Annotated in this window: 33 protein-coding genes and 2 tRNA genes; 16 read left to right on the top strand and 19 right to left on the bottom strand. The window is 62.0% G+C overall.

The genetic code is table 11. The annotated features are described in order from the left end of the window. Positions 1-25 precede the first annotated feature (25 nt). From OXR00_RS01000 to OXR00_RS00990, 3 genes are all read left to right on the top strand, one after another. Positions 26-928, top strand: a complete 903-nt coding sequence (locus OXR00_RS01000) for a hypothetical protein (RefSeq protein ID WP_267386159.1) — start codon at positions 26-28, stop codon at positions 926-928. Between the two features lie 209 nt (positions 929-1,137). After that, entirely contained in the window at positions 1,138-1,827 is a 690-nt protein-coding gene (locus tag OXR00_RS00995; protein ID WP_267386158.1) for a site-2 protease family protein, read from the top strand. 110 nt (positions 1,828-1,937) lie between these two features. Further along, the gene (locus OXR00_RS00990; RefSeq protein WP_267386157.1) at positions 1,938-2,582 is read left to right on the top strand and encodes an SOS response-associated peptidase family protein; all 645 of its coding nucleotides are present in this window, start codon (positions 1,938-1,940) and stop codon (positions 2,580-2,582) included. A gap of 46 nt (positions 2,583-2,628) precedes the next feature. On the opposite strand, the gene OXR00_RS00985 is transcribed toward OXR00_RS00990, so the two are convergent. The 5 genes from OXR00_RS00985 to OXR00_RS00965 all read right to left on the bottom strand — a co-directional run bounded on the left by OXR00_RS00985 (position 2,629) and on the right by OXR00_RS00965 (position 6,954). Further along, positions 2,629-3,468: a hypothetical protein gene (locus tag OXR00_RS00985; protein ID WP_267386156.1), complete on the bottom strand. Its 840-nt coding sequence runs from the start codon at positions 3,466-3,468 to the stop codon at positions 2,629-2,631. A gap of 386 nt (positions 3,469-3,854) precedes the next feature. Further along, positions 3,855-4,295 (bottom strand): hypothetical protein, encoded by a 441-nt coding sequence (locus tag OXR00_RS00980; protein ID WP_267386155.1) that lies wholly within the window; start codon positions 4,293-4,295, stop codon positions 3,855-3,857. 23 nt (positions 4,296-4,318) lie between these two features. Beyond that, on the bottom strand, positions 4,319-4,534 hold the full coding sequence (locus OXR00_RS00975; protein ID WP_267387108.1) for a hypothetical protein: 216 nt from the start codon (positions 4,532-4,534) through the stop codon (positions 4,319-4,321). Between the two features lie 787 nt (positions 4,535-5,321). Beyond that, complete coding sequence (locus OXR00_RS00970) at positions 5,322-6,500, bottom strand: plasmid recombination protein (RefSeq protein ID WP_267386154.1); 1,179 nt, start codon at positions 6,498-6,500, stop codon at positions 5,322-5,324. A 259-nt stretch (positions 6,501-6,759) separates the two neighbouring features. After that, entirely contained in the window at positions 6,760-6,954 is a 195-nt protein-coding gene (locus OXR00_RS00965) for a hypothetical protein (RefSeq protein WP_267386153.1), read from the bottom strand. Positions 6,955-7,149: 195 nt separating this feature from the next. On the opposite strand from OXR00_RS00965, the gene OXR00_RS00960 reads away from it, so the two are divergent. The 8 genes from OXR00_RS00960 (at position 7,150) to OXR00_RS00925 (ending at position 10,140) form a co-directional block, all read left to right on the top strand. After that, positions 7,150-7,395, top strand: coding sequence for a hypothetical protein (locus OXR00_RS00960; RefSeq protein WP_267386152.1), 246 nt, complete (start codon positions 7,150-7,152; stop codon positions 7,393-7,395). A gap of 268 nt (positions 7,396-7,663) precedes the next feature. Then, complete coding sequence (locus tag OXR00_RS00955; RefSeq protein WP_267386150.1) at positions 7,664-7,996, top strand: hypothetical protein; 333 nt, start codon at positions 7,664-7,666, stop codon at positions 7,994-7,996. Positions 7,997-7,998: 2 nt separating this feature from the next. Beyond that, complete coding sequence (locus tag OXR00_RS00950; protein ID WP_267386149.1) at positions 7,999-8,448, top strand: hypothetical protein; 450 nt, start codon at positions 7,999-8,001, stop codon at positions 8,446-8,448. Then, positions 8,448-8,831: a hypothetical protein gene (locus OXR00_RS00945; RefSeq protein ID WP_267386148.1), complete on the top strand. Its 384-nt coding sequence runs from the start codon at positions 8,448-8,450 to the stop codon at positions 8,829-8,831. Before OXR00_RS00950 ends, OXR00_RS00945 begins: the two co-directional genes overlap by 1 nt. After that, positions 8,825-9,058, top strand: a complete 234-nt coding sequence (locus tag OXR00_RS00940; protein WP_267386147.1) for a hypothetical protein — start codon at positions 8,825-8,827, stop codon at positions 9,056-9,058. Before OXR00_RS00945 ends, OXR00_RS00940 begins: the two co-directional genes overlap by 7 nt. Then, entirely contained in the window at positions 9,055-9,285 is a 231-nt protein-coding gene (locus OXR00_RS00935; protein WP_267386146.1) for a hypothetical protein, read from the top strand. Before OXR00_RS00940 ends, OXR00_RS00935 begins: the two co-directional genes overlap by 4 nt. Further along, positions 9,285-9,560: a hypothetical protein gene (locus tag OXR00_RS00930; protein ID WP_267386145.1), complete on the top strand. Its 276-nt coding sequence runs from the start codon at positions 9,285-9,287 to the stop codon at positions 9,558-9,560. Before OXR00_RS00935 ends, OXR00_RS00930 begins: the two co-directional genes overlap by 1 nt. Positions 9,561-9,645: 85 nt before the next feature. After that, on the top strand, positions 9,646-10,140 hold the full coding sequence (locus OXR00_RS00925) for a hypothetical protein (protein WP_267386144.1): 495 nt from the start codon (positions 9,646-9,648) through the stop codon (positions 10,138-10,140). Between the two features lie 121 nt (positions 10,141-10,261). Here OXR00_RS00925 and OXR00_RS00920 read toward each other — a convergent pair whose 3' ends face one another. From OXR00_RS00920 to OXR00_RS00900, 5 genes are all read right to left on the bottom strand, one after another. Continuing rightward, positions 10,262-11,065: a DUF3800 domain-containing protein gene (locus OXR00_RS00920; RefSeq protein ID WP_267386143.1), complete on the bottom strand. Its 804-nt coding sequence runs from the start codon at positions 11,063-11,065 to the stop codon at positions 10,262-10,264. Positions 11,066-11,113: 48 nt separating this feature from the next. Then, complete coding sequence (locus tag OXR00_RS00915) at positions 11,114-12,559, bottom strand: caspase family protein (RefSeq protein WP_267386142.1); 1,446 nt, start codon at positions 12,557-12,559, stop codon at positions 11,114-11,116. Positions 12,560-12,654: 95 nt separating this feature from the next. Beyond that, positions 12,655-13,089 carry an HIRAN domain-containing protein gene (locus tag OXR00_RS00910; RefSeq protein ID WP_267386141.1) on the bottom strand — a complete coding sequence of 145 codons (435 nt, stop codon included), beginning with the start codon at positions 13,087-13,089 and terminating at the stop codon, positions 12,655-12,657. A 12-nt stretch (positions 13,090-13,101) separates the two neighbouring features. Next, positions 13,102-13,782 carry a hypothetical protein gene (locus OXR00_RS00905; RefSeq protein ID WP_267386140.1) on the bottom strand — a complete coding sequence of 227 codons (681 nt, stop codon included), beginning with the start codon at positions 13,780-13,782 and terminating at the stop codon, positions 13,102-13,104. 491 nt (positions 13,783-14,273) lie between these two features. Further along, positions 14,274-14,350 (bottom strand) — tRNA-Arg (locus tag OXR00_RS00900). Between the two features lie 82 nt (positions 14,351-14,432). On the opposite strand from OXR00_RS00900, the gene OXR00_RS00895 reads away from it, so the two are divergent. After that, entirely contained in the window at positions 14,433-14,948 is a 516-nt protein-coding gene (locus OXR00_RS00895) for a hypothetical protein (protein ID WP_267386139.1), read from the top strand. A gap of 18 nt (positions 14,949-14,966) precedes the next feature. Here the strand turns inward: OXR00_RS00895 and OXR00_RS00890 are convergent, their stop codons facing one another. The 5 genes from OXR00_RS00890 to OXR00_RS00870 form a co-directional block, all read right to left on the bottom strand. Further along, a complete protein-coding gene (locus OXR00_RS00890) occupies positions 14,967-15,497 on the bottom strand; it encodes a GNAT family N-acetyltransferase (RefSeq protein WP_267386138.1) in 531 nt (176 codons plus the stop codon). Beyond that, complete coding sequence (gene hemB / locus OXR00_RS00885; RefSeq protein ID WP_267386137.1) at positions 15,494-16,483, bottom strand: porphobilinogen synthase; 990 nt, start codon at positions 16,481-16,483, stop codon at positions 15,494-15,496. Before hemB ends, OXR00_RS00890 begins: the two co-directional genes overlap by 4 nt. 18 nt (positions 16,484-16,501) lie before the next feature. Beyond that, positions 16,502-17,956, bottom strand: coding sequence for an MATE family efflux transporter (locus OXR00_RS00880; protein ID WP_267386136.1), 1,455 nt, complete (start codon positions 17,954-17,956; stop codon positions 16,502-16,504). 193 nt (positions 17,957-18,149) lie between these two features. Next, on the bottom strand, positions 18,150-20,876 hold the full coding sequence (locus tag OXR00_RS00875) for a valine--tRNA ligase (RefSeq protein WP_267386135.1): 2,727 nt from the start codon (positions 20,874-20,876) through the stop codon (positions 18,150-18,152). Between the two features lie 82 nt (positions 20,877-20,958). Then, positions 20,959-21,543, bottom strand: coding sequence for a hypothetical protein (locus OXR00_RS00870; RefSeq protein ID WP_267386134.1), 585 nt, complete (start codon positions 21,541-21,543; stop codon positions 20,959-20,961). A gap of 125 nt (positions 21,544-21,668) precedes the next feature. Between OXR00_RS00870 and OXR00_RS00865 the strand changes: the two genes are divergently transcribed. Next, positions 21,669-22,070 (top strand): MAPEG family protein, encoded by a 402-nt coding sequence (locus OXR00_RS00865; protein WP_267386133.1) that lies wholly within the window; start codon positions 21,669-21,671, stop codon positions 22,068-22,070. A 206-nt stretch (positions 22,071-22,276) separates the two neighbouring features. On the opposite strand, the gene OXR00_RS00860 is transcribed toward OXR00_RS00865, so the two are convergent. The 3 genes from OXR00_RS00860 to OXR00_RS00850 are packed head-to-tail and all read right to left on the bottom strand — an operon-like array spanning position 22,277 to position 25,097. Next, positions 22,277-22,948, bottom strand: coding sequence for a DUF2497 domain-containing protein (locus OXR00_RS00860; RefSeq protein WP_346731973.1), 672 nt, complete (start codon positions 22,946-22,948; stop codon positions 22,277-22,279). After that, positions 22,875-24,383: a TolC family outer membrane protein gene (locus tag OXR00_RS00855; RefSeq protein ID WP_267386132.1), complete on the bottom strand. Its 1,509-nt coding sequence runs from the start codon at positions 24,381-24,383 to the stop codon at positions 22,875-22,877. The genes OXR00_RS00860 and OXR00_RS00855 overlap by 74 nt, the downstream gene beginning before the upstream one ends. 18 nt (positions 24,384-24,401) lie before the next feature. Continuing rightward, a complete protein-coding gene (locus OXR00_RS00850; protein ID WP_267386131.1) occupies positions 24,402-25,097 on the bottom strand; it encodes a protein-L-isoaspartate O-methyltransferase in 696 nt (231 codons plus the stop codon). Between the two features lie 152 nt (positions 25,098-25,249). On the opposite strand from OXR00_RS00850, the gene OXR00_RS00845 reads away from it, so the two are divergent. Then, positions 25,250-25,323: transfer RNA gene (locus OXR00_RS00845), tRNA-Cys, on the top strand. A gap of 3 nt (positions 25,324-25,326) precedes the next feature. Here OXR00_RS00845 and OXR00_RS00840 read toward each other — a convergent pair. Then, positions 25,327-25,752 carry a (deoxy)nucleoside triphosphate pyrophosphohydrolase gene (locus OXR00_RS00840; RefSeq protein ID WP_267387106.1) on the bottom strand — a complete coding sequence of 142 codons (426 nt, stop codon included), beginning with the start codon at positions 25,750-25,752 and terminating at the stop codon, positions 25,327-25,329. 78 nt (positions 25,753-25,830) lie between these two features. Between OXR00_RS00840 and OXR00_RS00835 the strand changes: the two genes are divergently transcribed. Together OXR00_RS00835 and OXR00_RS00830 are read left to right on the top strand one after the other, a co-directional pair. Then, positions 25,831-26,016, top strand: a complete 186-nt coding sequence (locus tag OXR00_RS00835) for a Flp family type IVb pilin (RefSeq protein ID WP_242146059.1) — start codon at positions 25,831-25,833, stop codon at positions 26,014-26,016. Between the two features lie 133 nt (positions 26,017-26,149). Continuing rightward, on the top strand, positions 26,150-26,317 hold the full coding sequence (locus tag OXR00_RS00830) for a Flp family type IVb pilin (protein ID WP_242146058.1): 168 nt from the start codon (positions 26,150-26,152) through the stop codon (positions 26,315-26,317). The last annotated feature ends 1 nt before the right edge of the window (position 26,318 follow it).

Below are 26,318 nucleotides of genomic sequence, written 5' to 3'. Positions count from 1 at the left end.
CAATTCGCGGTCAGTCAGGCGATTGATGCGCGTTGTTATCGACACGAACAGCTTAGAGACACCAGAGCTTGAGCTGTTCCTAGAGGCCGATGTCAAAAATTCGGCCGTTTTACCCGAGCACACTATTGCCGAGATATTCAAGCCGAGAAGTCTGGATGCGGTCTTCGCCGCCTATTCAGTCTTAAGTCGCTATCCGCGGCAAGTGCTCGTCTTGCGTACGAACAGATATGTGTCTGCGGTTGATGCCCGATTAGCAGCGATCTCCAACAGATTTATCGATCGAGACGTTACCCGATCCTTTCCCAAGTTTTGCGAAGCGATAGCGGCGGCGCAACGCGGCGACGTCGGAATGCGAAAGCAGTTGGCTAAACGCCGAGGCTGGGCACAGGAGAGGGTCGATAGGGCAGAGATCGCGTTCGGCGATCAGGCGGAAACTTTGGCCCAGCTCCGAGACCAGTTCAGCCCGGACGACCTGCGCCGCATGGGGGCGGGAGAAACCATCTCGCAGTCGGCCCGCATTCTGATCTTACAAATGATTCATGCCGTCGCCACAGATCTGGCCCTGGGTCATCCTGCCAAGTTCCGCCTGCCCGACCCACCCGCACAGTACTACCATTTCACATGGCGTTACGCCCTCTGCCACCTCATCCAACTTCTCGGTCTGGTGAAAAACGGGGCGACGCGTCGCGCTCCGGCGAAAGCTCGCAACGACCATTTTGACAACGTGTTCGCGACGTTCGGTTCGTATTTCAACGGCGTTATGAGCTGGGACAAAGATGTGCTCGAGACGCATGCCGCAGCGCGAGCTATCCTTGACTCGCTGGGGGTTCGGCTTGCGGAAGACTACATTGAAAGTGGGTATATTTTGGATCGGCTAGCCGAGCTCGAGGCGGTTGGGAAGGGCGGTACTGAGAATCACCGTGTGTAACCGAAAGGGCAGCAACTTTCAGCCCGTACAATCGAGAGACTGCATCAACCCTATCGTGCTGATGGCAAATTGGGGGACGGTAGGCGGCGGCAAATAGCTGCGTGTCGGAAGTCGCCCAAAAAACGACATTGAGCGGCTCAGCAGGATTGACCCGAATGGATCTCTGCGCACCGGTGGCGCCGTTGCCCCCGACACGCCATATTCGACCCATGAACCCCGACAACATTTTCTACCGCACCGCCGTGTGGATTATTCCCTTGGTGATCGCGATCGTCTTCCACGAAGTCGCCCACGGTTGGGTCGCGAAATGGCTGGGCGACCCGACGGCCTCCGAGCGCCGGCGTCTAACCTTCAATCCTATCCGCCATGTCGATCCGGTCGGCACCATCATCCTGCCCTTGAGTCTCGCCATCGCAGGTGCGCCGGTATTCGGCTGGGCGAAGCCGGTGCCGGTAATCGCGCAGCGGCTGCGCAACCCGCGCTTGGGGATGGTGCTGGTGGCGCTCGCCGGGCCGGGAATGAACCTTGCACTGGCGGCCCTCGCCGCGATTGCGCTGGGATTCGCCGGCGCGGCCGTAAGCGGATCCTCGCCCCCCGGCGTCACCGCCTTCCTGCTCGCCAACCTCTTTAACTTCCTGCTCGTCAACGTCTTCTTGGCGCTGTTCAACCTGCTGCCGCTGCCGCCGTTCGACGGCGGCCATGTGGTTGAAGGCATCCTGCCGCGGCGACTGGCCTATCATTATGCCAAGCTTGGCCGGTTCGGTATCCTGCTCGTGATCGGGCTGCTGGTGCTACTGCCGATGGCGCTTCCACAGGCCAACATCGTCGAGCGTCTAGTTGGACCGCCCGCCGAAGCGGTGATCCAGCTGTTCCTGAGGCTTGCCCGCTCGATCGGTTGACCCCCTGGGGACCACCACGACCGTCACCGCCGCGGCGGGCCCAAGCTGCCGAACCGTTCACCACCACCTTCAGACATTGCGCCTACCCGTTGCCGAGGTAACTTGAGCGCATGTGCAATCTTTACACACTGCGGCTGTCGGCCGCGGAACTCGCCGAGCATTTCGGCAGGGTCGAAGCGGCGGCATCGAACGCTGGCGAGGAAGTTTACCCCGGCGCGCCCGGTCTGGTGATCCGCGAGGACGACGGCCGACGCATCATGCAATCGATGACGTGGGGCTTTCCGCTGCGCTTGAAGACCATGCCACCGACCGCGAAGCCGAAGCCCGTCAACAACATCGCCGACCTCGCCAAGCCGATGTGGAAGGGTCTGGCCGCGAAGCCTCAATGGCGGTGCCTGATCCCGCTCACCGCCTTCGCGGAAGCCGAGGGGCCGAAAGGCGCCAAAACGCGGACGTGGTTTAGCGTGGTCGATCAGCCGGTGTTTGCCTGGGCGGGGCTATGGCGTGACAGCGCCGAGTGGGGGCCGGTCTATTCCGGCGTCATGACCGACTGCAATGAGGCAATCCGGCCGGTGCATGACCGCATGCCAGTGCTGCTGCACGCCGACGAGTGGGACCAGTGGTTGCACGGCAGCTACGATGATGCGCTGACGTTCCAGGCGCGATGCTTTCCGGATCACCTGGTCGCCATGGAGCGGACGAGCGAACCTTGGGTGAAGCGGAAGACTTTTCGTGAGTCTCCGCAGCTGATCTGAACCTGTGGAGGCGGCGGGAAGCTCAGCAACACTCGCCTCAGCGATGCTAGCGGCGAAGGGTCAGTAATGCATCCCCCGGTGGCATTATAGACAAAACCTCGATTCGGCCTGGGCCATCTCCATCGAGCGTGATGTTGCCGATGACCTCGTATTCCGCCATTTCCATTGGCTCAGGATCGTAGGCGTGACTAGTTACTATGAAATATTGGCTCAAAGTTCGATCTCTGGGGACAAACCGCCACTCTACGTTGCCATTCTTACGCTCAATGCGCTCGAACTCGCCGACCAACCTCAGCGCAGCAATTTGTCCGACCGGTGCCTCGGCAACCTCGCGCGGTGGGTGGTCTGAAGCTCTTAGGTCTGGAAGCCAATCTTGATCTTCGTCATCAACATGCGAGCGATCATCATCATCGTCATGATCTGCAAAGCGATCGTGATCCATCAAGGACGCCGCCTCGTAACCGGGCATATCGCTCTTGATGCGCTTATAGTAGGGAACGTCATCTCGCTTGATAGTGACGACCTTATCCCCGTAGCGAAACTCGACTTTTTGCGCGCCATCTCCGCTCATCACTTCGGCGATCGTTGCAGCCACGGCGTTAGGCTGAGGGCTGGGGTCGCGGGTCATGTCCTTTAGACTGATGAGGAACGCGGGCACCGCCATAAGCGCGCTCAAACCACCCACTGCAACGCCAGCGACTCCTAGCCGCAGTTCCACACTTCCATGGTGGATCGCGCCCACCAACAACACAGCGTGCGGCCCGGCAAAGCCGCGATTGCGCACCTCGTTCTCGATCGCTTCCAAGAGAGCAGCGAGACGGCCCCGCTCGATCATCTCATTTGTGTCGATATGGAGATCGAAGCTGAGGTGCGGGATCGGGATCACGTGTGCGAAACTGCACCATGATTAGGTTCTGAGCAAGCCAAGTGAACTAACACATCTATCAAGCGAAGCGGATCTATGACCGAAACCGGCTGACCGCCCGTTTCCACTCACGCTCGTCCGGCATCAGCAGGCTCGTTACAGTCGGCGCTTCCCGCCCCACAATCACCGCAACGCCGCGTTGACCGCAGCTTATGCAGCGCAGACGCTCGGGCACATAGTCAAGGTGAGTCGGCCACCGTCGCCGCTGAAACAGCCACCATAGCGCAGCGGCGTGGAATACGGCCTCGCGCCCGCAGGGGCATCGCGCCTTGATCGTCCGATGGAATGCCGCCGCTTCGAACAGCGTCGTCGGCACCTGACCGCCATCGGCGTCGTAGCGGCCCACGTCACGCAACCGCGCGCAGCTTCGGGCGGCGTGCGTCTGGCGCGGCGGTAAGCCCGAGACCCGGCAATGTTTCCTCGCGAACAACGCGGATCATTGCCGTTGGCCAAGCGGGAAACACCGCGCGGGCCTTTGCCGAAAGCAGCGTGATCGCCGGTAGGTCCATGAGGTGCATCACATCGTAGCCGCACCACAGCTCGGGCGGAATGCGTCCGAGGCGATATGCGTCCGCCACTACCAACACGACGGCCGGATGGACCGCGCGCTGTCCTGCAATGAACCGCGCTAGACACATTGGCCGCTGACGCTTCAGCTTGTCGTCGTACTCGCCGCCATCAGTGGCCTGGAGGATGCGGTTGCCCTCGATCTCGCCCATGTGGATCGTCCAGCCGCCGTAGGGCTGGGTCCGCTTCTTGATCGGCCAGCGATGAGCCAGCCAATTCACCTTCTCAATCGCGTCCACAGCTGTCAGGCGTGTGCGGGCGTCATTGTGAACAGCGAAGGCTGGTCTGCGCGATCCACCAGCACAGCGCGTGCCTGCTGAGCGGCGCCAACCGCCTGACGATAGTGCACCGTCTTGAACCGCTCGGCGTCATCGAAACCGACCGGCGTCCATTCCTCGCTTGGATAGCAGGCGTCATAAATCACGCGCGCAGCCGCACGCAGTTGCAGATCGTGCTGCATCCCAAGCTCCATCAATGTCGGTTCGCCATGCCGGCGTAGGCCGATAGCTACGCGCAAGCCGAACCGATTCGCAAGAACATTGCAGGAACATTCATCGTGTGCGATGCCCGTTATGGTGAGACGCAGGAGTCGCAGATGACCGATTATGAGGATGAGCAGCAGGCGCCGGCGATGCCGTTCGGACGATGGTTGCTGACGCAGCGAGATCGTGGTGACTGGGTAGACGGCATCGCCGATGCTGCTCGCGCCGATCGCACCTTCCCCAAGAACGGCGATCCTGAGGCTGTTCGCGCGCACCTGCGAAGCCAGCAGGCTGACGGTGATGCCTTCGCCGCGATTGATGACGCCGAAAGCGACTTGATGGCGATCTGACATGGCGCCAACCGTCACCACCGCCCCGTTCACCTGTATCGTCACCCGCGTCCATGATGGCGATGGCCCGCTATGGTGCCGATCGGGTCAGAAGATCCGCGTGGCCGGCATCCAGGCGCCGGACTTTACCAGCGCAGAACCATGCCGCCGGCCGGACTGTCGCCGGGCGAACTACAAGTGTGACGATCGTGCGGCGGCCCGGTCGCAGCAGATCGTCTCGCGCCTGGTGCTAGGTAAGCGGCTCACCTGCTTGCCAATGGGGACGAGCTACAAGCGTGTTGTAGCGCGGTGCACTCTTCCGGATGGACGATCGTTGTCATGCGCCACGATCGCCGCCGGGGCGGCTATCCGCTGGGATAAATACTGGCGACAATACCGCATGGGTGATTGCCGCTAACGACATCCCTGATCGGCGCTATCGCCCGTAATACTTTTGATTAAGGCGCTCCCTCAAAGGGATAGGCAGAGTATCGGAGTCATCCTCTACCGGTTCCGCAGCCTGTGCCAGCATGCCGGCGCTTCGCAGAACCCGAAGCGCCGCAAGAGGAAGCTCTTTCAGCGGGACCGTCCGCAGAGCCTGTATGAGGTCGATCGCTAGTTCAATCGTGTCTTGCAACACATCCATCGCATTGTCGGCAGCTACCCGTTCCGCTTCGGCAGCAACGCGTTCCTCACGCGCGGCGATCCGATCCAGCGCGGCGTCACGCCGTTCCATTTGCGCCGCCTCCTCAGCGGCGGCGACGGCGGCCCGGGCGGTGTTGATGTCCGGCCAAGCCCGCTTGGCCACCTCTTCGCGCAGGCGGAATCGAGCTTCAGCCGCCGCAACCCGCGACTCGCGATCTTTGATGTCCATTTTGGTCTGCTCCTGTTGTGCGAGTTCTTCTGCTAATCTCGCGGACAAGCGCCGCGCGCCCTGCTCCGCCGATGCGGCTGCATCAGCAGCTTCGATCGACGCCTTCTTGGCAGCGTCGAGTTCTTCCAACTCGGCAGCATAGGGCCGGTACTTCGCGCCGCCGCCAGGCCGCCCGCGCCTTAGTCCAAGGGGCGCCATAGCCTCGGCGTAGGCGTCGTGCGCTCGCTGGTATTCGCCAGGGCCACTGATGACGCGCCCGTTGAGCGTCCAGGCAATGCCCCGCTCGGGCCAGCGCTTGAAGACCTTTTGAACGAGCCCAACGAGCACCACGTGCAGGTGCGGGGTGTGCTCGTCGACGTGCAGCACCATGGACGCAATGCGGTTCTCGCCCCAATGCTTGCAAGCAAAGCGATAGGCAGTGCCGATCCAACAACCCAACCGGGATTGGGCATCGTTTCCAGCGCCTGCGACGAAGAAGCTACGAGTAGCGGTCAAGATGACTTCGTGGGCGATACAGGCGTTCTTCCTGAGCTGCGCCGGATCAATGCCATGCTGACGAAGCAACTGCTTCACGTCGTTGACCAGATCGCCGCTTCCGCAGATATGAGCCGGTGACGGCGCATGCGGATCACAATGCGGTTCGGGGAACGCGCGCGTGTTGTGGGAACTGATGGCGCTCAGCCGCGACCAGGACTTTACCGGCCCCCGATTATCAAAGGTCAAGATACCAAAGGGCTCCATCGCGACTACCTCCTGTTCGCGATATATTGTCGAGCTGTGCCCTTTCTTACGCAACCACCCCCCTAAAATATTGTTGCGCGTGATAAAACGCCTTCAAATTTCAGGGGCATTGCTGCGAATTCGCTAAGCCTAGTAGCGATTTGGATGATTTATGTAACTGAGCATTGGAATGAAAGCCGCGCAGGCCAGTTCGAAGCACAGCGCACGCGCTGCGTCCTCACGGCAGATAACCTCTGCGGACGACCGATAAACCCAGCGGTTATTTGCGCCGCAGAACGTCCCACAGAATGCGTCGTACAGCCTCTGGTCTGGATGGCTTCGGATCAGCTTGCCGCTCGATCCACTCATCAAGCGCCGCCAGCAGTTCCGGCAGCATTCGCACCCCGATCAGTGTCCCGATGCCAGTCGGCTTAGGGCCACGTTTCTTTGTTATCAGAGTTTCTTGATCATCCATAGAAACTCTGATATCAGAGTCGCAGGCCGAGGGAAAGTTGGAGCTTTCCCCCGGCCCTAACCGCAACACCTGGATAAGAGGTGATAGGCTATGAACACCATAACAGCCGACGTGCGTCCGGCCAAGATCGCGCACTTACCGACGTCTGCTTCGATCTATTCCCCTGCTCCAAGCCCGACAGCTTGGGACGCAGCTTTGTCCGCCTGCCGCAGCTCGCAGGCGGCGATCGAAGCCATGAAAGAAAGTGACGGTGCCGTCGACGACGCATTCGCCGAGCACTCCCGTGCAATCGACCGGCTCATCATTACACCCGCGCCCAATCAGGGCGCGATGCTGACGAAGATCGAGTATCTGGCCAGCGCTCACGGGGCGTTCGCGATCGAAGCGACAATGCTCGGAGCTTTGGCTGCCGATGCCCGCCGCCTGCTGGCGGAGGGCTGATCCGATGACTGTACATACTAGCCGCCGCGCCATACTCGGCACCGCCATTCTTGCTATGCCGGTTGTTGCTGGTGCGTCGTGCATCGCACTCCCCCGCCCTCTTAGCGAAGATTGGGACCGCCTCGTCGCGTCCTATCGGCAGAAGCGAGCAGCTTCCAACGCTGCATCCGACGCGGATGATGAAGCTACCGCTCGGTTTCACGCAGCGTGCGAGAGCCTCCCACCGGAGCCGCAAAAGCCCAGCTCTGGACTTCCAAAAGACATCAGCATGATGACCATTGCCGAGATCAAGGCAAGTGCCGACGCCCCGAAGCACGTGGCAGCGTGGGCCTGCTACGAGCGCGATCACGCTGCGTGGAAGATAGAGTGGGACGCGCTGCGGCGCGAGATCGAAGGTCCGGCGGAAGATCACGCCTCAGAGGCGCTCGATGCATACTGCGAAGCCTTCGACGCCGTCGTCGCCTACGCTGTGAGAACGCCGCAGCAGCTTTGCGAGAAGATCGAGATCATCGCTAGCGATTACGCAGGCTTTGAAGTTCCGTTGGAACGCTTGGCTGCCATCCTCGCTGATGTCCGCCGCCTCTCGAAGCTGGAGGCATGAGCATGGAACAAGCAACCTCCACCTCTTCGCTGATCGCGGCGCTACACGCCCGCTACGAAGCCGCGCAGGCCGAGTGCCACGCTGTCGATCTGGCCGAGACGAGCGCTCGCCGCCAGTCTGAAGATGCCGCCGACTGCTATCGCAATGCCTGCAAGACACTGATGCAGGAGGCTGACGCGTTGCGAGACGCCATTCTTCATCAAGTGCCGGATACCTGGTCGGAAGCTCTGATCCTTCAATTCCACATCCTCTGCGCGCACGATCAGCGCATCAACGAGGATGCGCCAGACGATGCCGGTGCCGCACTGGTGCAGCTCGCCATCAACACGCTGTTCGACTTCATGTGCGCCGAGGTGAGAACCGATGTGGCGCAAATTGGGGCCGCCATCGCTGAGACGGCCGCCCGCATCTCGCGTGCCCGCCGTCTCCGCACCGGCGTGGTGGAGTCATGATGATGACGACCATTAACCCCGACGCGGCCATAATCGCGGCATGGGAACGCCGTCAGACGGCATACGCGGCTTACAACGCGCTGCCGATCGAGAACGAACCCGTGATCGACGGCTACGGCCCCGGCGAGGCTGAGCTTTGGGCGGTGATCGACGCGGCCGAGGCCGAAATCCGCAGCGCCACCGCCGCCACCACACGCGGTGCAATGATCCAGCTATCGTGCGCCGTCTTTCACAGCCTGACGCAGCAGAGCGACGTTGATGCGTACGAACGTGGCGACCTCGCTGCTATAGAGGCTGGCGAGCATGGGCCGTGCGACTGGAGCGGCCGGCTTGCCCTCGCTGCCCTGCGGTCGCTTATGGTGATGGAGGCAGCAGGATGCTGAACCCCATCCAACCGCAGCTCCGCTTCGACCCGCAGCTATGGCTCTCCGCCTTCGCCGAAATTGGCGGCGGCTATGCGCTCATGTCCGGCCGACGGCTCGCCTTCCTTGTCGACGGTTGCGACGGCGAGCCTCTCACCAGCGTCATGGCGCAGATCGTCGGTAAGCCTGACCGGCAGGAGGCGATCAAGACGGTGATTGAGCGCCGGCAGAATGGAGAGCCCGCATGAGCGCGTGGATCATCCCGTTCCCGGGGGATCGCGTGCACCGCAGCCGCGACCTGATTGACACCCTCGCCAAGCTGGAGATGTGCGACGAGTACGAAGCGTCGGACAACCCGGCGAAGCGTTCGGTGGCGCCTTCGATGCGAGCCTACTGGGAGGGCAAGTTCGCCGAACTCGGCGGCGTGCCAGCGCACCTGCTCAAGCATGACGTGCCTGATAAGGAGAACGCGTGATGGCATCGCGCGTCACCCCCCTGCACGAGCCGAAGGGCGCCGATCGGATCGCCTGGCGTCGTTCGCGACGCCGAGCGTGGAAGCGGCCGGATCAATCCGGCTCGACCGCAGCCGTGTTCGCCCTGATGCCCTCGCTATCCCGCGCTGAGCTGGCCCGGCTCACGCAGCAGATGATCGACCGCATGGACGAGATCGAAGGAGATCCCGACCTCGAACACCTCCGCGAGGATGACGAAGACACCCAAGACGCTGAACAGGAGCAGGCCTACGAATAATCCCGCGAAGCAGGTGCTGGCACCCGGTCAGCTACCGCAACATCGACCCGTCGCCCGCCACACGCGGACGGCGGGTTTCGCGCGTGTGCATAGGTTTGAGGACAGCAACGCGCTCGCCGCCGAGCATGGTCAGGAGTTCTGGCTACCGATCTACCGCCGCGCCTTCCCGACGCTCATGTCGGCCGTCGCGATCCAGCAAGACGGCTGGGCGCAGCGGGCAGGAATTGACCGTCTGCTGACGCTGGCGTGCGGGCGGACGTTTACCGTTGATGAGAAGATCCGCACCGAGGACTGGCCTGACGTCCTGCTGGAGCGCTGGTCGGACGAAGCGCGCCGCAAGCCTGGTTGGGTACAGAAGCCGCTGGCCTGCGATTTCGTGGCCTATGCGTATGCGCCAGCGGGAACGTGCGTGCTGCTTCCAGTGCCGGCGTTGCAGCGTGCATGGCGCCAACACGGGCGGCAGTGGGCTGGGCTGTATGGCGTTCGGCGCGCGGTGAACGCCGGTTATACGTCGGTCAGCGTGCCGGTGCCACGGGGCGTGCTGATGCAGGCTATCGTCGAAGCAATGTTCGTCTCGTGATCAACAGCGATAATTCGCGCCGCGCGAATTTCCTTCATTGCCCGGTAGTGAGTGCAGGCCTATATCATCGGTGCCGGGAGTGCGTCATCTAGCACGTTGAGGCTACGGCTTCACCCGGCGTCTAATCTAGAACCGTTCCCCGCCAGCCTTGTTTAGGAAAGCGCGCTATTCCGTAGCCGTCGATTTGCCCCGTATTGGACGATCGGAATGACGGCCGAAGGCGATCAAACCACGTTCGATCATTGTGCGCTTGCGCGCGCCAAATCGCACCCGCCACCATATCGACGAGCTGAACGCCAATGCTCATGTGCGAAGGCGAAAAGAACAATCCTTCAATGAAGTTCGCGTATTTGGAGCTGTATCGGCCACTGTCCTGCACCAATCTCTCATGACGCTGCCGCATACTGTCATCATCACCTTTACCTCTATGATCAGCAACAATGAGACCGTAAGTATCTCGCCCGCTATTCCTCGTGACGTCTTGAAGGAAATATTGAAATCGCTCGGTCACCGGTTTGTAGGTCATGAAGTAAAGGTCGTCTTGGCTGTTGCAATTACCCAATCCGTACGCTGTGGAGCTCTCCGATGAACAAGCGATGATCTTGCAGGATTTAGCTTCGGTTATGATCCCAAAAACACGGTCCCGGAACTCGTTCTTCTTCGCGGGATCCCACTCGAGCATCGGGTTGTCGGCATCGCGATTACTTGGAGCGAAGAAGCGCCACTTCACCTCACCGCGATAGCCGCTAGCTCGTTTCAAGCCGGTGAGCTTATCCCGCATTCCAGGCCATCGGTCCTCGGGTATAACCAAGCCTGCAATGACAAAATAACCTTGCTGGGCTGCCTCTGGCTTCGGAGGCGTTCCACTTTCATCGATGAAGAGCAAATGCATTCTGCTTACGGCTTTCTCGATAATATCATGCAATCACCGTCCGTCTTGGCACGCGGTGCGCATGCCACCCCTACTTGGGTTTCAGCCTTCGCTGAGCCGTTTCGTAGCGGCCTCGATGTGATCGCGAACTGCTTTGTCGACGGCCTCCCGAGCATTGGCAATAATCCGATCCACAGAACCACCCCAGTCCACTTTGTACCATCGACGAGTAATCTCCCGGCCCTCATCAGCGAACGCGTTCCAATCTGTTCGCATATGCTGCGTCAGCAGTTCGAAGACGTAGCAACGTTCGAGGCTGGGCGCGCAACTAAGAACAAGCTCAATTTGCTGAAGAGTTCTGTATTTTGGCGTAAGGGTAAGTTTAAATTGCGCACGATCAAGCCTACAATTAAGCCTTAGATCTAGGCTCTCCGTCCAGTCAGGATTCATCGCGGCCATAAGGCCCATAGTTGCTGTCGCCCAAGCGTGATCAGTCCGCCTCTTGGTTTTCACCTCCGCAGTAACCATCCTATCCGGCCGAACTTCTCGAGACAGCACGCGGACGATAAAATCTCGTGTTGCGGGTTCGTTGAAGTCGTTATGCTCGATCGTGGCCGCATCAAAAAAGTTGGTAAAATCGCTTTCGTTGAAAGCGGCGACCAAACCGTCAAACAACGCGGCTGTTAGAGCCTTCGCGTCGTCGACTGTCCCCATTTGCTCCTCAGCAGCCTCGAGCAACTGCTTTGGCGTCAGGGGAGGAAGCACCTGAACAGCGCCATATTCGTCTTGATCATCAGTCTCGCTTACATCGTGGCCCTCGTCATCATGATTAGCCCACTTTGTCTTAAGTTCCGTTCGGAAGTCGGAGAGCTTCGCTGCGTCATCTACGAAGACCTCGCGACCGGTACCTTGACTGACAAAGAACGGCGTTTGATCATCATTCCCGAGAAAGTCGTCCCGTAACGTATTAACAAGATCTGTATAGTATACGGCACCCTCGGTCTTTCTTACACTTGCCTCAAGAAAAGCTCTTGTAAATTCGCTGAGAACGTCTCCGCCTTGCGATGTTTGATCGTCAAGTGATGACGAAAACTGGAGAACGTTCCTTAATCCCTCTTTTTTTACGGGCTTCAAAGCCTGTATATCTTTCACCAAGAGCGCTCCAGAGAAGCACGCGTCAACAACCATTACTAATGTTTCCGGCGTAGCGGCTCTAAGTATGTCTATTAAATCATTCTGGGATACGCCCGTAGCGTTCGGCCGTCTGCCGTCGTAATCGGTGCCGCAGTAAAAAAGTTCGCTAGCGACCTGATCACCGTGCCCGGAGAAGTAGAAGAATATTTCGTCATGCCGAGTATCTTCCGGCAAGGCCTCCCTTAGCGCGTTGCGGATGCCATCTGCATCAGCGTTTACGTGCGCATGAACTTTATCAAAACGACCAGTCGCCTCGAGTAGAGCCTGCATGGCCGCCACGTCGTGCGCGCAACATTCCAGATGGTTCTCGCGCTCATAAACAGCGTTACCGATCAAAACCGCTACTGATGACATGCGAATCCCCGTCTTTCCCAAAGCATACGGCTAAGTGACAGCGTTTGACATGCTTCGGCGCGAAACATTGGATTGTTGCGCGATCTCAGCGATCCTCAAGCGCCCCACTCAGGCCCATCCTCATCCGGCTGGAAGCCGTGCGGGTCATACGGCTCCGACCTTCGGGCGGGCCGAGGTGTACGGGGTAGCGCCGGAGGCTTCTCCGACACCGGCGGCAAGATCGGCATGCCACCACCGAACCGCACACGGATGAACGCCGACCCGCCATCGATGCCCTGGAAGATTGCCACCACGTCCTCACCCCGGCCCATCCGCAAGCCGACGTACGGCGCGCGCTCAGCGTTGATGTATCCGATCTGCACGCCATTCGGGCTGAAGACTGCGATCGCGTTCGGGTCGTGCTTGTTCTTCGGCTCTGGCACCAGCTCGATCGGCGCGCCCGGCGGCGTCATCATCGCCTCGGACCGGCGGTTGCTGCCGTTCTCGTTTGGAAAGTCGATGCCAACGACGGCGAGGGTCAGTTCCTGCATGCTTGCGTATGCTTAGTCATCGTTACCAACGATGCACCCAGTCGCGATCAAAGGATCTGCGTGATAGAATGTACAAGAGTATCTATGATGCAGCCCATTGGCGTCTTCGAATTGCGCCGCGCCGACTACCATCAAACCAAAATCTTCACGCTTAAAGGCGTCATAGACTTGCTGCGTTACTACGTCGTTTCCGGTGAGAGTGACTCCATTGCGCCCTCCAATAGAAAGTATGTGTGCATTCGGAAGTGTGGAATATGATACTGTGGCAATGTCGGGAATGTCAGCCTCCTTCCGAAAGCTCGCAGCGGCTTTCACAAATACATTGCTTATTGGGTTACGTCCGGTATTTACAATAGTAACATTCACTTTGTATCTATGACCCACACCAAGATCCTGCAGCCCTTCGTTCACAAGAGCAGCATCGCCTGAATTAGCTAACTTCAAGCTACTACGCGCAACGTTGACGTTGTTTTTTACAGCGTCAGTTTGCTGCTCGATAGCGATAGATGAATTGGTCGTTGCTTGCGCAGCAGCCGCTGTCGCATCCGCCTGCCTTATCAAAGCCGTTTGCTGTTTAGCCATTGACTTGGCAATGGATGCCATCTGGCTAATTGCAGCCGCCGTGTCTTTTCCGTTTTCGGCATTCGACTGCAAGGTGATCCAGATCGTGATCGCGACGCCGACCACACCCAACACCCCCACTATGAAAACTAACCAATCATAGAGATCGCGGTACGGCTTGCCCGAGGCTTCTTGCTTAGCGTCAGCTTTCCGTTTCCGTCTACGGTACGGTGCACTAGATACGGGGCGGTGTGGTGGTCTCAAATCACCGCTCCAACGTAGCGGCAGGGAAGCAGCACAACACCACGCCGTTCAGTAGGCATTTGTCCAGCATCTATCACGCGCCCAAGGTATCGAGACATCAAGGTGGGAAACACCGTTAGAAATGCGTTCTGGCAAGCTTGTCACCGAAAACCGTACCGAAGTCTATGAGACCAAAGAGCATCAGCGGCACGAGGCCGCCGCCGCAACCGCGTAAGTTTTCACAAGAGAGTTCCCAAAGCCCCATAGGCCGACGCAAATAGCGGCGGCCAAAATATTCAGTGCTTACCCGGTGATTGTTAGCACGAAAAAGCCGGACCATTTCTGGCCCGGCTTTCGCCCACATTTCTGTGGAAAATCAATGGTGCACCCGGAGCGATTCGAACGCCCGACCCTCAGATTCGTAGTCTGATGCTCTATCCAGCTGAGCTACGGGTGCGCTGGGAGGTCGCCTTTACGACCGCTTTTTGGGTCGCGCAAGTGCGTTGCGCGATTCTTTTGTGGAGAATACAGCAAGCGCCATGAAAAATCGTCTCGTGCTCTCCGCTTCGATGCTGTCGGCCGCCCTGCTGTCGACCGGTTGCGTCGAGCAGCGCGTATCGCGCTATCCCTCGCTGCAACCGCGCCCGATCGAACGGCGCAGCAATGCCGAGCCGGTCGCCGCGGCGTCGGCTTCGGCGGTACCGGACCCGAGCCTCGATGCGACGCTTGTTACCTATGCCAAGACACTTGCCACCACCGACACCGGCTTTACGCCCGCCGCCGACACGGCGGAGCGGGCGGTACGCGCGGCGCGCGGCGATACGCCGGGTGGCGAGCGCTGGATCACGGCGCAGACCGCGCTCGCCAAGCTGGACAGCTTTCGCGCGGCGACGTCGAGCGCGGTAACCGACCTCGATGAACTGGCGATCGGCCGCGCGCGTGACGCAAAGCCGCCCTACCCCGCGCTCGAAGCCCTGCACGCCCGCGGCGAGGCGCAGCTTACCGCAGAGGTCGACCGGATCGCAGCAATCCAGGCGATGCTGCCCGGCAAGTAACGCACCGGTGCGATTCGATCAGGGCCGCTCGACTGCGTAGGTGACCGTCGCGCGGCGCGGGTCATCCGCGGCAAACTTGGGATGCTCGAAGTCGAGCGCTGCGGTGTGGACCATGCCGAGCCGGACCATCAAAGCGCGGCTGGCGGCGTTCTGCGCGGCGGTGATCGCGACGATGCGCGGTGCGTCGTGGTTGGCCCACCCCCAAGCGACGCTCGCCGCCGCCGCTTCGTGCCCGAAGCCGTGCCGCCAGTGATCGGCTGCCAGCATCCAGCCGACTTCGAGTTCGCCCGCGATCGGCGTGTCCTCGGCACCGGGCTTCAGCCCGCAAAAGCCGATTACCGCGCCATCTTCCTTGCGTAGCGTCGTCCAGAAGCCGACGCCGTGGGTGGCACGGTACGCTTCGTGCCGAGCGATGGTCGCGGCGCTCTCCGCCGGCGACTTGACCGGGGCAAGATCCGCCATGACGCGAGGCTCACTCCACATCGCGTGCAGAGCCGCCGTATCGCCCGGTTGCGGCGGCCGCAGGATCAGGCGGGCCGTTTCGATCATCCGCCAAGCAGCCGCGCCGCGTGCAGCGCGTGGTAGGTCAGCACGCCCGAGCAACCGGCACGCTTGAACGCCATCAGCGTTTCCAGCACCACCGCATCGCGCTCCGCCACGCCCGCCGCGACCGCAGCCTCGATCATCGCATACTCGCCGGATACCTGATAGGCGAACACCGGGACCTGGAACTCGGTTTTCACGCGCAGGATGATGTCGAGATACGGCAGGCCGGGCTTGACCATCACGCTGTCCGCGCCCTCGGCGAGATCGAGCGCAACCTCGCGCAGCGCCTCCTCGGCATTGGCCGAGTCCATCTGATAGGTCTTCTTGTCGCCCTTCAGCAGCCCGCGCGAGCCGACCGCATCGCGGAACGGCCCGTAAAAGCCGCTCGCGTATTTCGCGGCATACGACATGATCTGCACGTTGACGCGCCCCTCGCCCTCCAGCGCATCGCGAATCTGGCCGATGCGGCCGTCCATCATGTCGGATGGCGCAATGATGTCCGCCCCCGCCGCCGCCTGGTTGAGCGCCTGCGCGACCAGCATCTCGGCGGTGGTGTCATTCACCACATAGCCGGCATCGTCGACCAGCCCGTCATGACCGTGCGCGGTATAGGGATCGAGTGCGACATCGGTCAGCACGCCAACCTCCGGCACCGCGTCCTTCAATGCGCGGGTTGCGCGGCACATCAGATTGTCAGGGTTGAGCGCCTCGCGGCCGTTCTCGCTGCGCAGATGCGGCGGCGTGTTGGGAAAGAGCGCAATGCAGGCGATCCCCGCGTCCCGGGCCTCTTTCGCGCGCGCGACGATGCCGTCGATCGACCAGCGCGAGACACCCGGCAGCGTCGCGATCGGCTGCTCGACGCCCTCCCCTTCGGCGATGAACAGCGGCCAGATCAGGTCGGCGGGGGTCAGCACCGTTTCGGCATGGAGGCGGCGGCTCCACGCGGTCGAGCGGGTGCGACGGAGGCGAAGTGCAGGATAGTGGCTCATGCCTGCACAGATGCGCCCTCAGCCGCTCGGGTGCAACCGCCCGGCCGGTTCGGAGGTGGCACGGACGCTTTCCTTGGCGGTTTCGCCATGCTCGGGCACCGCCATCACCTGCGATCGCCAGCCGCCACGCAGGAAGTACCAGGCGGCCAAAGCCAGCGACACCACCGAGCTGAGCGGAAACGCCCACCACAAAGCATCCGCGCCGAGCAACGGCCGTCCCAGCGAGGCGATGCCGATACGGAACGGGATCAGCGAGACGATCAGGATCACCAGCGGCGCCAGCGTCGCGCCATTCGCCCGCACCGTCGCGAACAATACCATCGTCGCGCCGAACAGCAGGAACGTCCAGCTCGCGATCAGCTGGATATGCCGCGCGATCGGAATCGCCGGGCTGGTACTGGCGACGAACAGGCTCATGACCGGCCGATCGAACAGGATGATCGCGGCGATCACGACCAAAGTGATAATCGAATTGTAGACGATGCCGGACCGCGTAATCCGGCTTACCCGATCCCACAACCCCGCGCCGATGTTCTGCGCGACCATGCTGCTCACCGCCGCGCCGATCGCCATTGCCGGCATCTGGATGTAATTCCACAGCTGTTGCGACACCGCATAGGCGGCCGCCGTCTCCACCCCCTGCCGGTTGACCAGCCCGATCATGGTGAGGCCCGATACCGACATTACCAGCATCTGCGCGGCCATCGGCACGCCCTTGGTCACGATGATCCGCACCAGCGCGAGGTCGGGGATGAGATAGCGCAACTCGGCACCTCGCAGCCGGATCGGCAGATCCCGCGCGTAGACGTAGACGACGAGGCCAACCGCCGACACCGCCGACGCAATCAGTGTTGCGGTCGCCGCGCCGGCGATGCCCATCTGCGGGAACGGCCCGATACCGCGAATCAGCAGCGGGTTGAGCCCCGCGTCGATGCAGGCGCTCAGCACCATGAACCACATCGGCGTGATCGCGTCGCCTGTGCCGCGCAACCCCATCTGGATCAGCAGGCCGAGCATCGACAGCGGTAGCCCCAAGAAGATCACGCGCAGGTAGATCAGCGCCATCGCCTGCGCATCGCCCGGCGTCGCCATCACGTGCAGAATTTCGGGCGCGAACACGTAGCCGAGCGTGGCAACCACAAAGGCCGCGATCACGACCAGCCCCACCGCCGACCCGAACGCCCGCCGCGCCGCCTCGACGTCGTGCCGCCCCATCGACTGCCCGACCAGGATCGACGCGGCCATGCCGAAGCCGAACACCGCGCCGAAGGTGAGGAACATCACGATCGTCGCGTTGGACGTCGCCGCCAGCGCGCTTTCACCGAGGAAGCGCCCGACCCAGATCGAGTTGATCGACCCATTCAGCGTTTGCAGGATGTTCGATGCGAGTGTCGGCAACGCGAAGGCGAGCAGCGTCCAGCCGATCGGCCCGGTCGTCAGGTCCCGGCCCCGTCCGTTCGGTGGTTGTGCCAAGCGTGCATCCCCTCGTTCTTCAAGCTCGTGGATAGGCGGGCGCGGGGACCGGGGATAGAGGGCGCGGCGACAAGTCCGGCCCGTGGCATGCGTCCTGCCGCCCGCTCCGTTCGTTTCGAGCGACAAGCCGCACATGCGCCGCAAAGCGTCTAGACATCGCTCGACCGGAACGGGTGGTAGCGGTGGGCGCGACTTACCCGAGCCGCGCCAGCGCCGCGCCGAGCCGCTCCGCGTCGGCCGCTTTCTCGGCATGGTCCGCGCGCGCCTTCTCGACCGCCTCTGGCTTGGCACGCTCGACGAAGCTCGCATTGCCAAGCCGTCCGGCCAGCGCATCCCGCTCCTTCTCCGCCGCCGCAATGCCCTTGGTGAGCCGCGCGCGTTCGGCATCAAGGTCGATCACGCCGGCAAGCGGCAGGACAAAGGTCGCTTCGTCGATCACCACCTGTGCCGCACCACCGGCGGGCGCTTCACCCTCGGCCACGTCAATCCGTGCGAGCCGGGCAATCACCGCCTGCTGCCGCGCGATCCGCGCCTGTGTCTCCGCGCCCGCATCGCGGACGTGGAACGGCATCCGCGTACCCGGCGGGATGTTGAGTTCGGTCCGCGCCGCGCGCACTTCGCTCACCAGCCGGATCAGCCAGTCGATCTCGCGCCGCGCCTCCGGATCGATCGCGCGCGCATCCGCCATCGGCCAGTGCGCGACGATCAGTTCGCTCTCACGGGCGCCGGTCTTCGACCACAACTCCTCAGTGATGAACGGCATAAACGGGTGAAGCAGCACGAGGATCTGGTCGAGCACCCAGCCCGCCATCGCGCGCGTTTCATCCGCCTCCGCACCGCTCGCGGGCGCGTCCATCTGGCCGAGCAGCGGCTTGATGAGTTCGATGTACCAGTCGCAGAACCGGCTCCATGCGAACTGATAAATCGCGTTTGCCGCGCCGTCGAAGCGGTAATCGGCGAGCGCGAGATCGACCGCCTGCACCGTTTCGATCGTTTCGGCGATGATCCATTTGTTGACTGCGAGGACAGCGGCGGGCGCCTCCAGCGTGGTGCTCGCAACGATCCCGTTCGCCTGACAGAAGCGCGCGGCGTTCCACAGCTTGGTCGCGAAGTTGCGATAGCCCTCGACGCGCTTCTCATCCATCTTGATGTCGCGGCCCTGGCTTTCCATCGCCGCCATGAAGAAGCGCAGAGCATCCGCGCCGTAGCGGTCGATCAGCCCAAGCGGATTGACGACATTGCCCTTCGACTTGGACATCTTCTGCCCGTCCGCCGCCCGGACGAGGCCGTGCAGGTAGAGCGTCTTGAACGGCACATCCTTCATGAAGTGCAGACCTTGCATCATCATGCGTGCGTTCCAGAAGAACAGGATATCGAAGCCGGAGATCAGCACGTCATTGGGGTAGCGACCGTGGAGCGTCGGGTTCGTGTCGTCCGGCCAGCCCATCGTCGCGAACGGCCACAGCGCTGAAGAAAACCATGTGTCAAGAACGTCAGAATCTTGCGTGAGTGTAACGCCCTCCGGCGCCCGAGCGCGTGCTTCCGCTTCGGTTAGCGCAACATAGACCTTGCCGTCATCGCCGAACCACGCTGGGATGCGGTGCCCCCACCACAGTTGCCGGCTGACGCACCACGGCTGGATGTTCTCCATCCAGTTGAAGAACGTCTTTTCCCATGTCTTCGGCACGATCCTGATCGCGCCCGAGCGCACCGCCTCGATCGCGGGCTTCGCCAGCGTCGCAGCATCGACATACCATTGGTCGGTCAGCCACGGCTCGATCACCACGCCCGAGCGGTCGCCATACGGCGTTTGGATGGTACGCGGTTCAAAGTCGTGCTCCGCGTCCTCCTTGTCGAGATGCGTGACGAGGAAGCCCAGTTCCTTCATCCGCGCGACCACCAGTTCGCGCGCACCGTCGACCTTGTCCTTGCGAAAGCGGTGCAGCCCGAGGAATTCAGCCGGTACCAGGCCATCGACGGTCTGTACGACGTTGGCGGCGGCATCGAGCATGTTGAGCATGTCGCGCGCCTCGATGCCGGCACGCTTGCCGACCTCAAAATCATTGAAATCATGCCCCGGCGTGATCTTCACCGCGCCCGAGCCCAGTTCGGGATCGGCATGGTCGTCCGCGATGATCTGGATACGTCGCCCGGTGATCGGCTGCTCGATGAACTTGCCGATCACGGACTGATAGCGCGGATCGGCGGCGTTCACCGCAACCCGCATATCAGCGAGCATCGTCTCGGGCCGGGTCGTGGCGACGACGATATGGTCGCGCCCGTCCGCGAGGCGAACACCGTCGGCAAGCGGGTAGCGGAAATGCCAGAACCCGCCCTTGATCTCTCGCGTCTCGACCTCGAGGTCGGAGATGGCGGTGCCAAGGCCCGGGTCCCAGTTCACCAGCCGCTTGTCGCGGTACAGCAACCCCTCCTTGTGAAGATCGACGAACACCTTGAGGACGGCCTTGGAAAAGCCCTCGTCCATGGTGAAGCGCTCATTCTTCCAGTCCATCGAACAGCCGAGCCGCCGCAACTGCTGCGTGATCTCGCCGCCGCTCTCTGCCTTCCAGTCCCACACCTTGGCGACGAAATCCTCGCGAGCAAAATCGGTGCGCTTCTGGCCGTGCTGTGCCATCTGCCGCTCGACCACCATCTGCGTGGCGATGCCGGCATGGTCGGTGCCGACCACCCAAAGCGCATCCTTGCCCTTCAACCGGGCATGCCGCGCAAGGATATCCTGCAACGTATTGTCGAGCGCATGGCCGATGTGCAGCGAGCCCGTCACGTTGGGCGGCGGGTTGACGATTGTCCACGGCTCCGCACCGGGGCGATCGGGGCGGAACAGGCCGTTCGCCTCCCAATGCGCGTACCAGCGCTGCTCGAGTTCGGCGGGGTCGAAGGTTTTGGGAAGTTCGCTCATGCCCCGCGTTTACCGCCGCACGAGCAAATGAAAAGGGCGGCGCGTTGCCGCACCGCCCTTGCTATCGCTTTGTCAGTCCCGATCAGACCGCATCGTGCGGCACCGTCTTGGGTTGCGGCGCGGGCGCAGGCGCCTTCGCCGGGGTGGGTGCGGTGCTGAATCTCGCGGCATGGGCGCAATCGCCGGTGCTTTGCGAAACCACCTTCGGCTGCGCGTTGCCGTAGGAGGTCATCTGGTAGCTCTGCGTACAGCCGCCACTCTTCCCGTCACCGCCGCTACTGTACGAGGTGTACGAATAGCTGACCGCGCCGCCGTTCGGCAGCGCCTTCACCGCCGACTGATCGAGCTTGCCGTTAGTCGGCACCGCCGCAGTCTGCATCGCCGCGACGTGCTGCAGCATCTCGGCCTGCTGGCGATCGAAATCGGCGAACATCTGGTCGAAGCCGGCGAATGCCACGCGCGGATCGATCAGCGCGACCGGCACCGCCTGAGATACGGGCACCAGTTCGACCTTGGGTGCCACGTCGCCAAAATAGCGGACGTGCGCGACCGAACCGTCGGGCAGGTCGATGTTCATCACGTGCATCGATCGCTCGGCAGCAAACGCGCTGCCCGCGAGCGCCACCGTGCCGACTCCGGCCAGCGCGATTTTCGAGAACAGGTTCATGGCTGTCTCCTCAGCATGTTGAACAACGGTGGCAAATGTATCCGGCCAAGCTGAACCGCAGATGAAAGCAACCTCTCCTCTGCCCGTGCATTGAGGCGATGACACCCGCATGCAAGGATCACCGGATGCACACAGAATATGCCGTTCTGGCTTGGGGCTGCGTGCTGGCGCTAGTTCACATCTTCGCCGCATCGACCGTGCGCACAGCGCAATACGGCACCGCCTGGAACGCCGGCAACCGCGACACGGATATGCCGCCGCCAACGCCGATGGTCGGCCGGTTGATGCGCGCACAGGGCAATTTCTTCGAGACGTTCCCACTGGTGATCGCGCTGGTGGCGCTGCTCGGTCTGGCCGGCATTCACACGCGCTGGACCGCAGCGGGGTCGGTGGTGTGGCTGGTCGCGCGGGTGGCGTATCTGCCGATCTATGCGGCCGGGATCACCTATGTGCGCTCGCTCGTGTTCCTCGTCAGCCTGGCCGGCATTATGATGATGCTGTGGCCGTTGTTGCTCGCGACGCTATGAGTGCCGTGTAGGACCGGCGCCAACTAAAGCCGGAATATCGGAACTTGGCACGGCGGCTTGGCTGACGCCATGTCAGCAATACGCTTCCGGTCCACGGGCTGCTTTCGCCGTTCGCAACGCGAAGCCGTTTTCTTGATGACCGTAGTGCCTCAACAAGAGGCCCGCCCTGCCCGTGCGAACGACACCGGCAGGCGAGAACCGCACGATCACCGCCCTTGGCTGGTGATCCGCGCGATTTCCTTTGCGACCATCTGCTCGACCATGGCGGGGAGATGCGAATCGAGCCACTCACGCAACATCGGTTTCAACATCTCGCGTACCATCCCTTCGAGCGTGTCGGACCCGGACACCTCCGGCTTGACGACAAGGCGTGACAGCGCGTCCAGCGGTCCACGCGTCGCGGTTTCGGCACCGCGCGACAACAAAGGTTCCGCCGATGTCGGCTGAGGTGCTTGCTTGGGCATATCCTGCGCGGGTGCTTCCGATCTCGCCTGGGCAAGTGCATCGGCGAACTGCACCGGTTCGGGTTCGGGCGTGTTCATCTTGGGCCGAGTCGCGGGCATTGCTTCCTCCGCTTCGTCTTGATCGTCATAATCGACGGGATCGCTGAGTTCGAGCACTTCACGCGGCTGAGTCAGCGGCAATGGGCGTCCACCGGCGGCACGGTTCGGCCGGCGCAACCGCCCGGCGCTCACATCCCCCTCTTCGGCGATGATACGCTTGATCGAAGACAGAATGTCCTCCATCGATGGTTCTGCGCTGATATCACCCATCGCGATCAACCTTTTTGCCCCCGCACTATGGTTAACGTTTTCTGACCGTGCTGTTTCCCTGATTTGTAGCAGTGCTGTCAACTGGTGTATCGAGAAACGGGTCAAGTGGCTTCGTCACAATCGCGGTTTGGGGGAGGGTCGCGGCGGTCGAGGTCGCAACCGGCTTCGGCGCCGGCGCGGGCGCCCAGTCCCAAATGGTGTGGCTGACGCGCTTGTAGTTCAGCGTCGGGTCGTACAGCGCCCCGCCGTCCAGCCCAAGGTCGCGCGATTCGGCCTTGCCCATCGCCGCCAGCAACGAGAAACCGGCGACGTACGCATCACGTTGCGCCGAGACGAGCGTGATCTGGGAGTTCAGCAGCTCCTGCTCGGCATTGAGGATGTCGAGAATGGTGCGGCTGCCCACGCTGTTTTCAGCGCGCACACCCTCCAGCGACAGCTTGTTGGCGTTTACCGCTGTCTCGCTGGACGCGATCACCTCTAGCGAGGATTTCCACACGGCATAGGCCGACCGAGTCTGAGCGATCACGTTACGCTCGACCTCGGTAACTTGCTCTATCGCCTGCCCGCGGCGCGCCTGCGCCTGACGGATCTGCGCGGTCGGACCGCCGCCCTGATACAACGGAAGGCTGAGTTGCAGCCCGAGCGCAGCAGACTTGCCGCTCTGCGAGATACCGAATTGCGTCGCGGAGCCGAGCGATCCAAAATAATCGTAATATGTCCCGCTCGCCACCGCGTTCAGGCGTGGCAGGCGCTGCGCAGCGGCGGTACCGACGTCATAGACGCTGGCGTCACGGCTTTTCTGCGCCGACAGCAAGGCCGGATTGTCCTTAAGCGCGACGTCAACCGCCGCTTCAGGATCAGTCGGCAAGTTGGGAAGCACCGGTGGCTGCTCGAGCCCGACCGGGGCGGTGCCGACGTAGCGGATGTAATTCTCGCGGCTGGAGATCAGCTGCGCCTGTGCGCTCTGCAACTGGCTGCGTGCGAGCGCCAGTCGCGCCTCCGACTGCGCGACGTCGGTGCGGGTTAGGTCCCCGACCTGGAACCGGTCGCGACTCGCCTGAAGGTTAACGTCGAGAACGTGCACGTTCTGCGCATTGAGCGCCACGATTGCCTCGTCGCGCAGCACGTCCATGAACGCCCCGACGACGGAGCTGAAAACGCTCGCTTCGGTGTCGCGCAGGCTCAGCCGGCCGGCATCGACTCGCGTCTTGGCCGCCTTGATCGAGTTGCGCACCGCCCCGCCGGCATAGATCGGCACCGACACCTGCGGCTGCACATTGAGCTGCCGCGCCGGATTGGAGAGGGTATTCGCGTTGTTGTAAACGTTTTCGTTATACTGCGCGTTGATGCTCGCCGATGGCAGCCCCTGCGCGCGTGCGATCGGCACGTTCTCGTCGATCGCGCGGACGTTGGCGCGATCGGCCGTCAGTGTCGGGTTCGTGTTATATGCCTCGACAAGCGCCTCGCGCAGCGTCTTCGCGCTCGCGGGAGCGGCGGCGAGCAGAATGCTCGCGCCGGCAAGATACAATCCATATCGCATTGCCGGCGCAGCGCCCTTTTAGAAAGAGAAGGTTTTAGGCTTCGAGAACCCCGGCAGCGCCACGCACTCGATATCGGCGAATCCGACCAAGCCGAAACCACCGGCGGTGCGACGACCCGAGCTGAGCCGCGTCACGCCACGATCGATGATGCCTGCCACCGCACGGCCACCTGGATGAACCTGCGAAACCAGCGCCTCAGGCACCTGCTCTACCGAACCGTCGATGATCAGCACGTCGTAAGGTGCCCCGGCGGCATGCCCCGCTTCTAAAGGCCCCTCCACCAGCGTCACCGATGCCATACCCGCAAGCGCCGCCCGCGCCATCGACGCGAGGCCGGCGTCACTCTCGACCGCGACCACCGATGCGACCAACTGCGCCAGCACCGCTGCGGTGTAGCCACCCGCCGCACCGATCAGCAGCACCCGGTCGGTCGGCTGCAGATACGCTTCCGTCAGCAGGCGGCCGGTCGCGATCGGCACGTTCTGAAAGCGGCCGTGACCAAGCGGCACCGCGGTGTCGCGATAGGCCAACTCAGCAGCGCCAGCGGGCAGATATGCTTCACGCAGCACCCGATCCATTGCCGCCACCACGCGCGGATCGTTGACCGCGTTGGGCCGCAACTGGCTCGCGACCATCGCGTGACGCATCGCCTCCAGATCCGTATGGCCGATACTGGGCTTGGAAAGAGTGGGCTGAGATGCGGTCGAAGTCATAGTCACCCCTGTGGCACGACTGTGTTGATCGTGCAATACACTTAATCTGACTGCCGCTTGTATCGCGCACATGCGACCTCGCCAAGCGGCGCACGCATTTTTCGTAACAGCGGTTGACTTGCCCGCCGGCTCCGCGCATCTGGCCGCCTCTCGGCCCGATGGCGGAGTGGTGACGCAGAGGACTGCAAATCCTTGCACCCGGGTTCGATTCCCGGTCGGGCCTCCACTCTCAACGACCTGCATTTCGCGACTCGCGCGCTTCCAGCACCGCGACGAGCGGCAGGTCGGCGGGCGGCATCGGCAAGTCACGCAAGCCGGCGGGACGACGCCAGACCAGCGCGTCCGCGTCCAGCGCCGACGGTACGCCTACCCAGCGTTCGCAGCCGTATAACAAAAGCACCAGCTTTCGCGCACCTGCCGGCACGCTGGTAAAGGCCAGCGGCGCAAGATCTGCTACCGTGACCGTGATGCCCAGCTCCTCCCGCAGTTCGCGCGCCAATGCCGCTTCGGGGGCTTCGCCGGGTTCGACCTTTCCGCCGGGAAACTCCCATAGTCCCGCATGGGCCTTCCCAGCCGGACGACGTTGCATCAAGACACGCCCGTCCGCCTCGATCAGCGCTGCCGCGACCACCAGAAGAACGCCGGCTTCGTCCACATCAACCACGCCCTTCGCCTTTCCTTAAGATTGCCTTGCTATCCCCACGACGGGATTTTCCGCTCCGGGGCAAGAAGCATGTTCGCCAAGCTGATCAAAACGGTTCTGCAGGATCGGCGGGGCGGCACCGCCATCGAATATGGCCTGATTGCCGCGCTGGTCGTCATCACGATGATTACCGCACTGGTTGAAATGGCAGGAACGACGACCGGCATCTGGAACAACGTCAGCTCCCAGGTTCAGCACGCCAGCAAGACCGGCTGAGCCGCAGGCTACGTAGAAGTTCTGCCCCGCCTTAAAGTTTTATCAAGAGTGACCGGCTAAACCAGCATCGCTGGCCCGGCACTCCCGGTTCAGCCGGGTAACTGAAGCTACTGAATCACTGGAGACCGGACACATGCAGACCATCCGCAAGTTTATCAAGAACAGCAAGGGCGCCACCGCAATCGAATACGGCCTGATCGCTGCTCTGATCGCCGTTGCCGCGATCGCCGCCATGCAGGGCCTGGGCAACCAGCTCAAGACCACCTTCGGCAACGTGTCGAGCAACATGAAGGCTTCGTAAG

The sequence above is a fragment of the Sphingomonas sp. GC_Shp_3 genome (assembly GCF_026540945.1).
Lineage (GTDB): Bacteria > Pseudomonadota > Alphaproteobacteria > Sphingomonadales > Sphingomonadaceae > Sphingomonas.
Note: the sequence above shows the minus strand (reverse complement) of the source record. Positions and strands in the feature narration are given on the sequence as shown.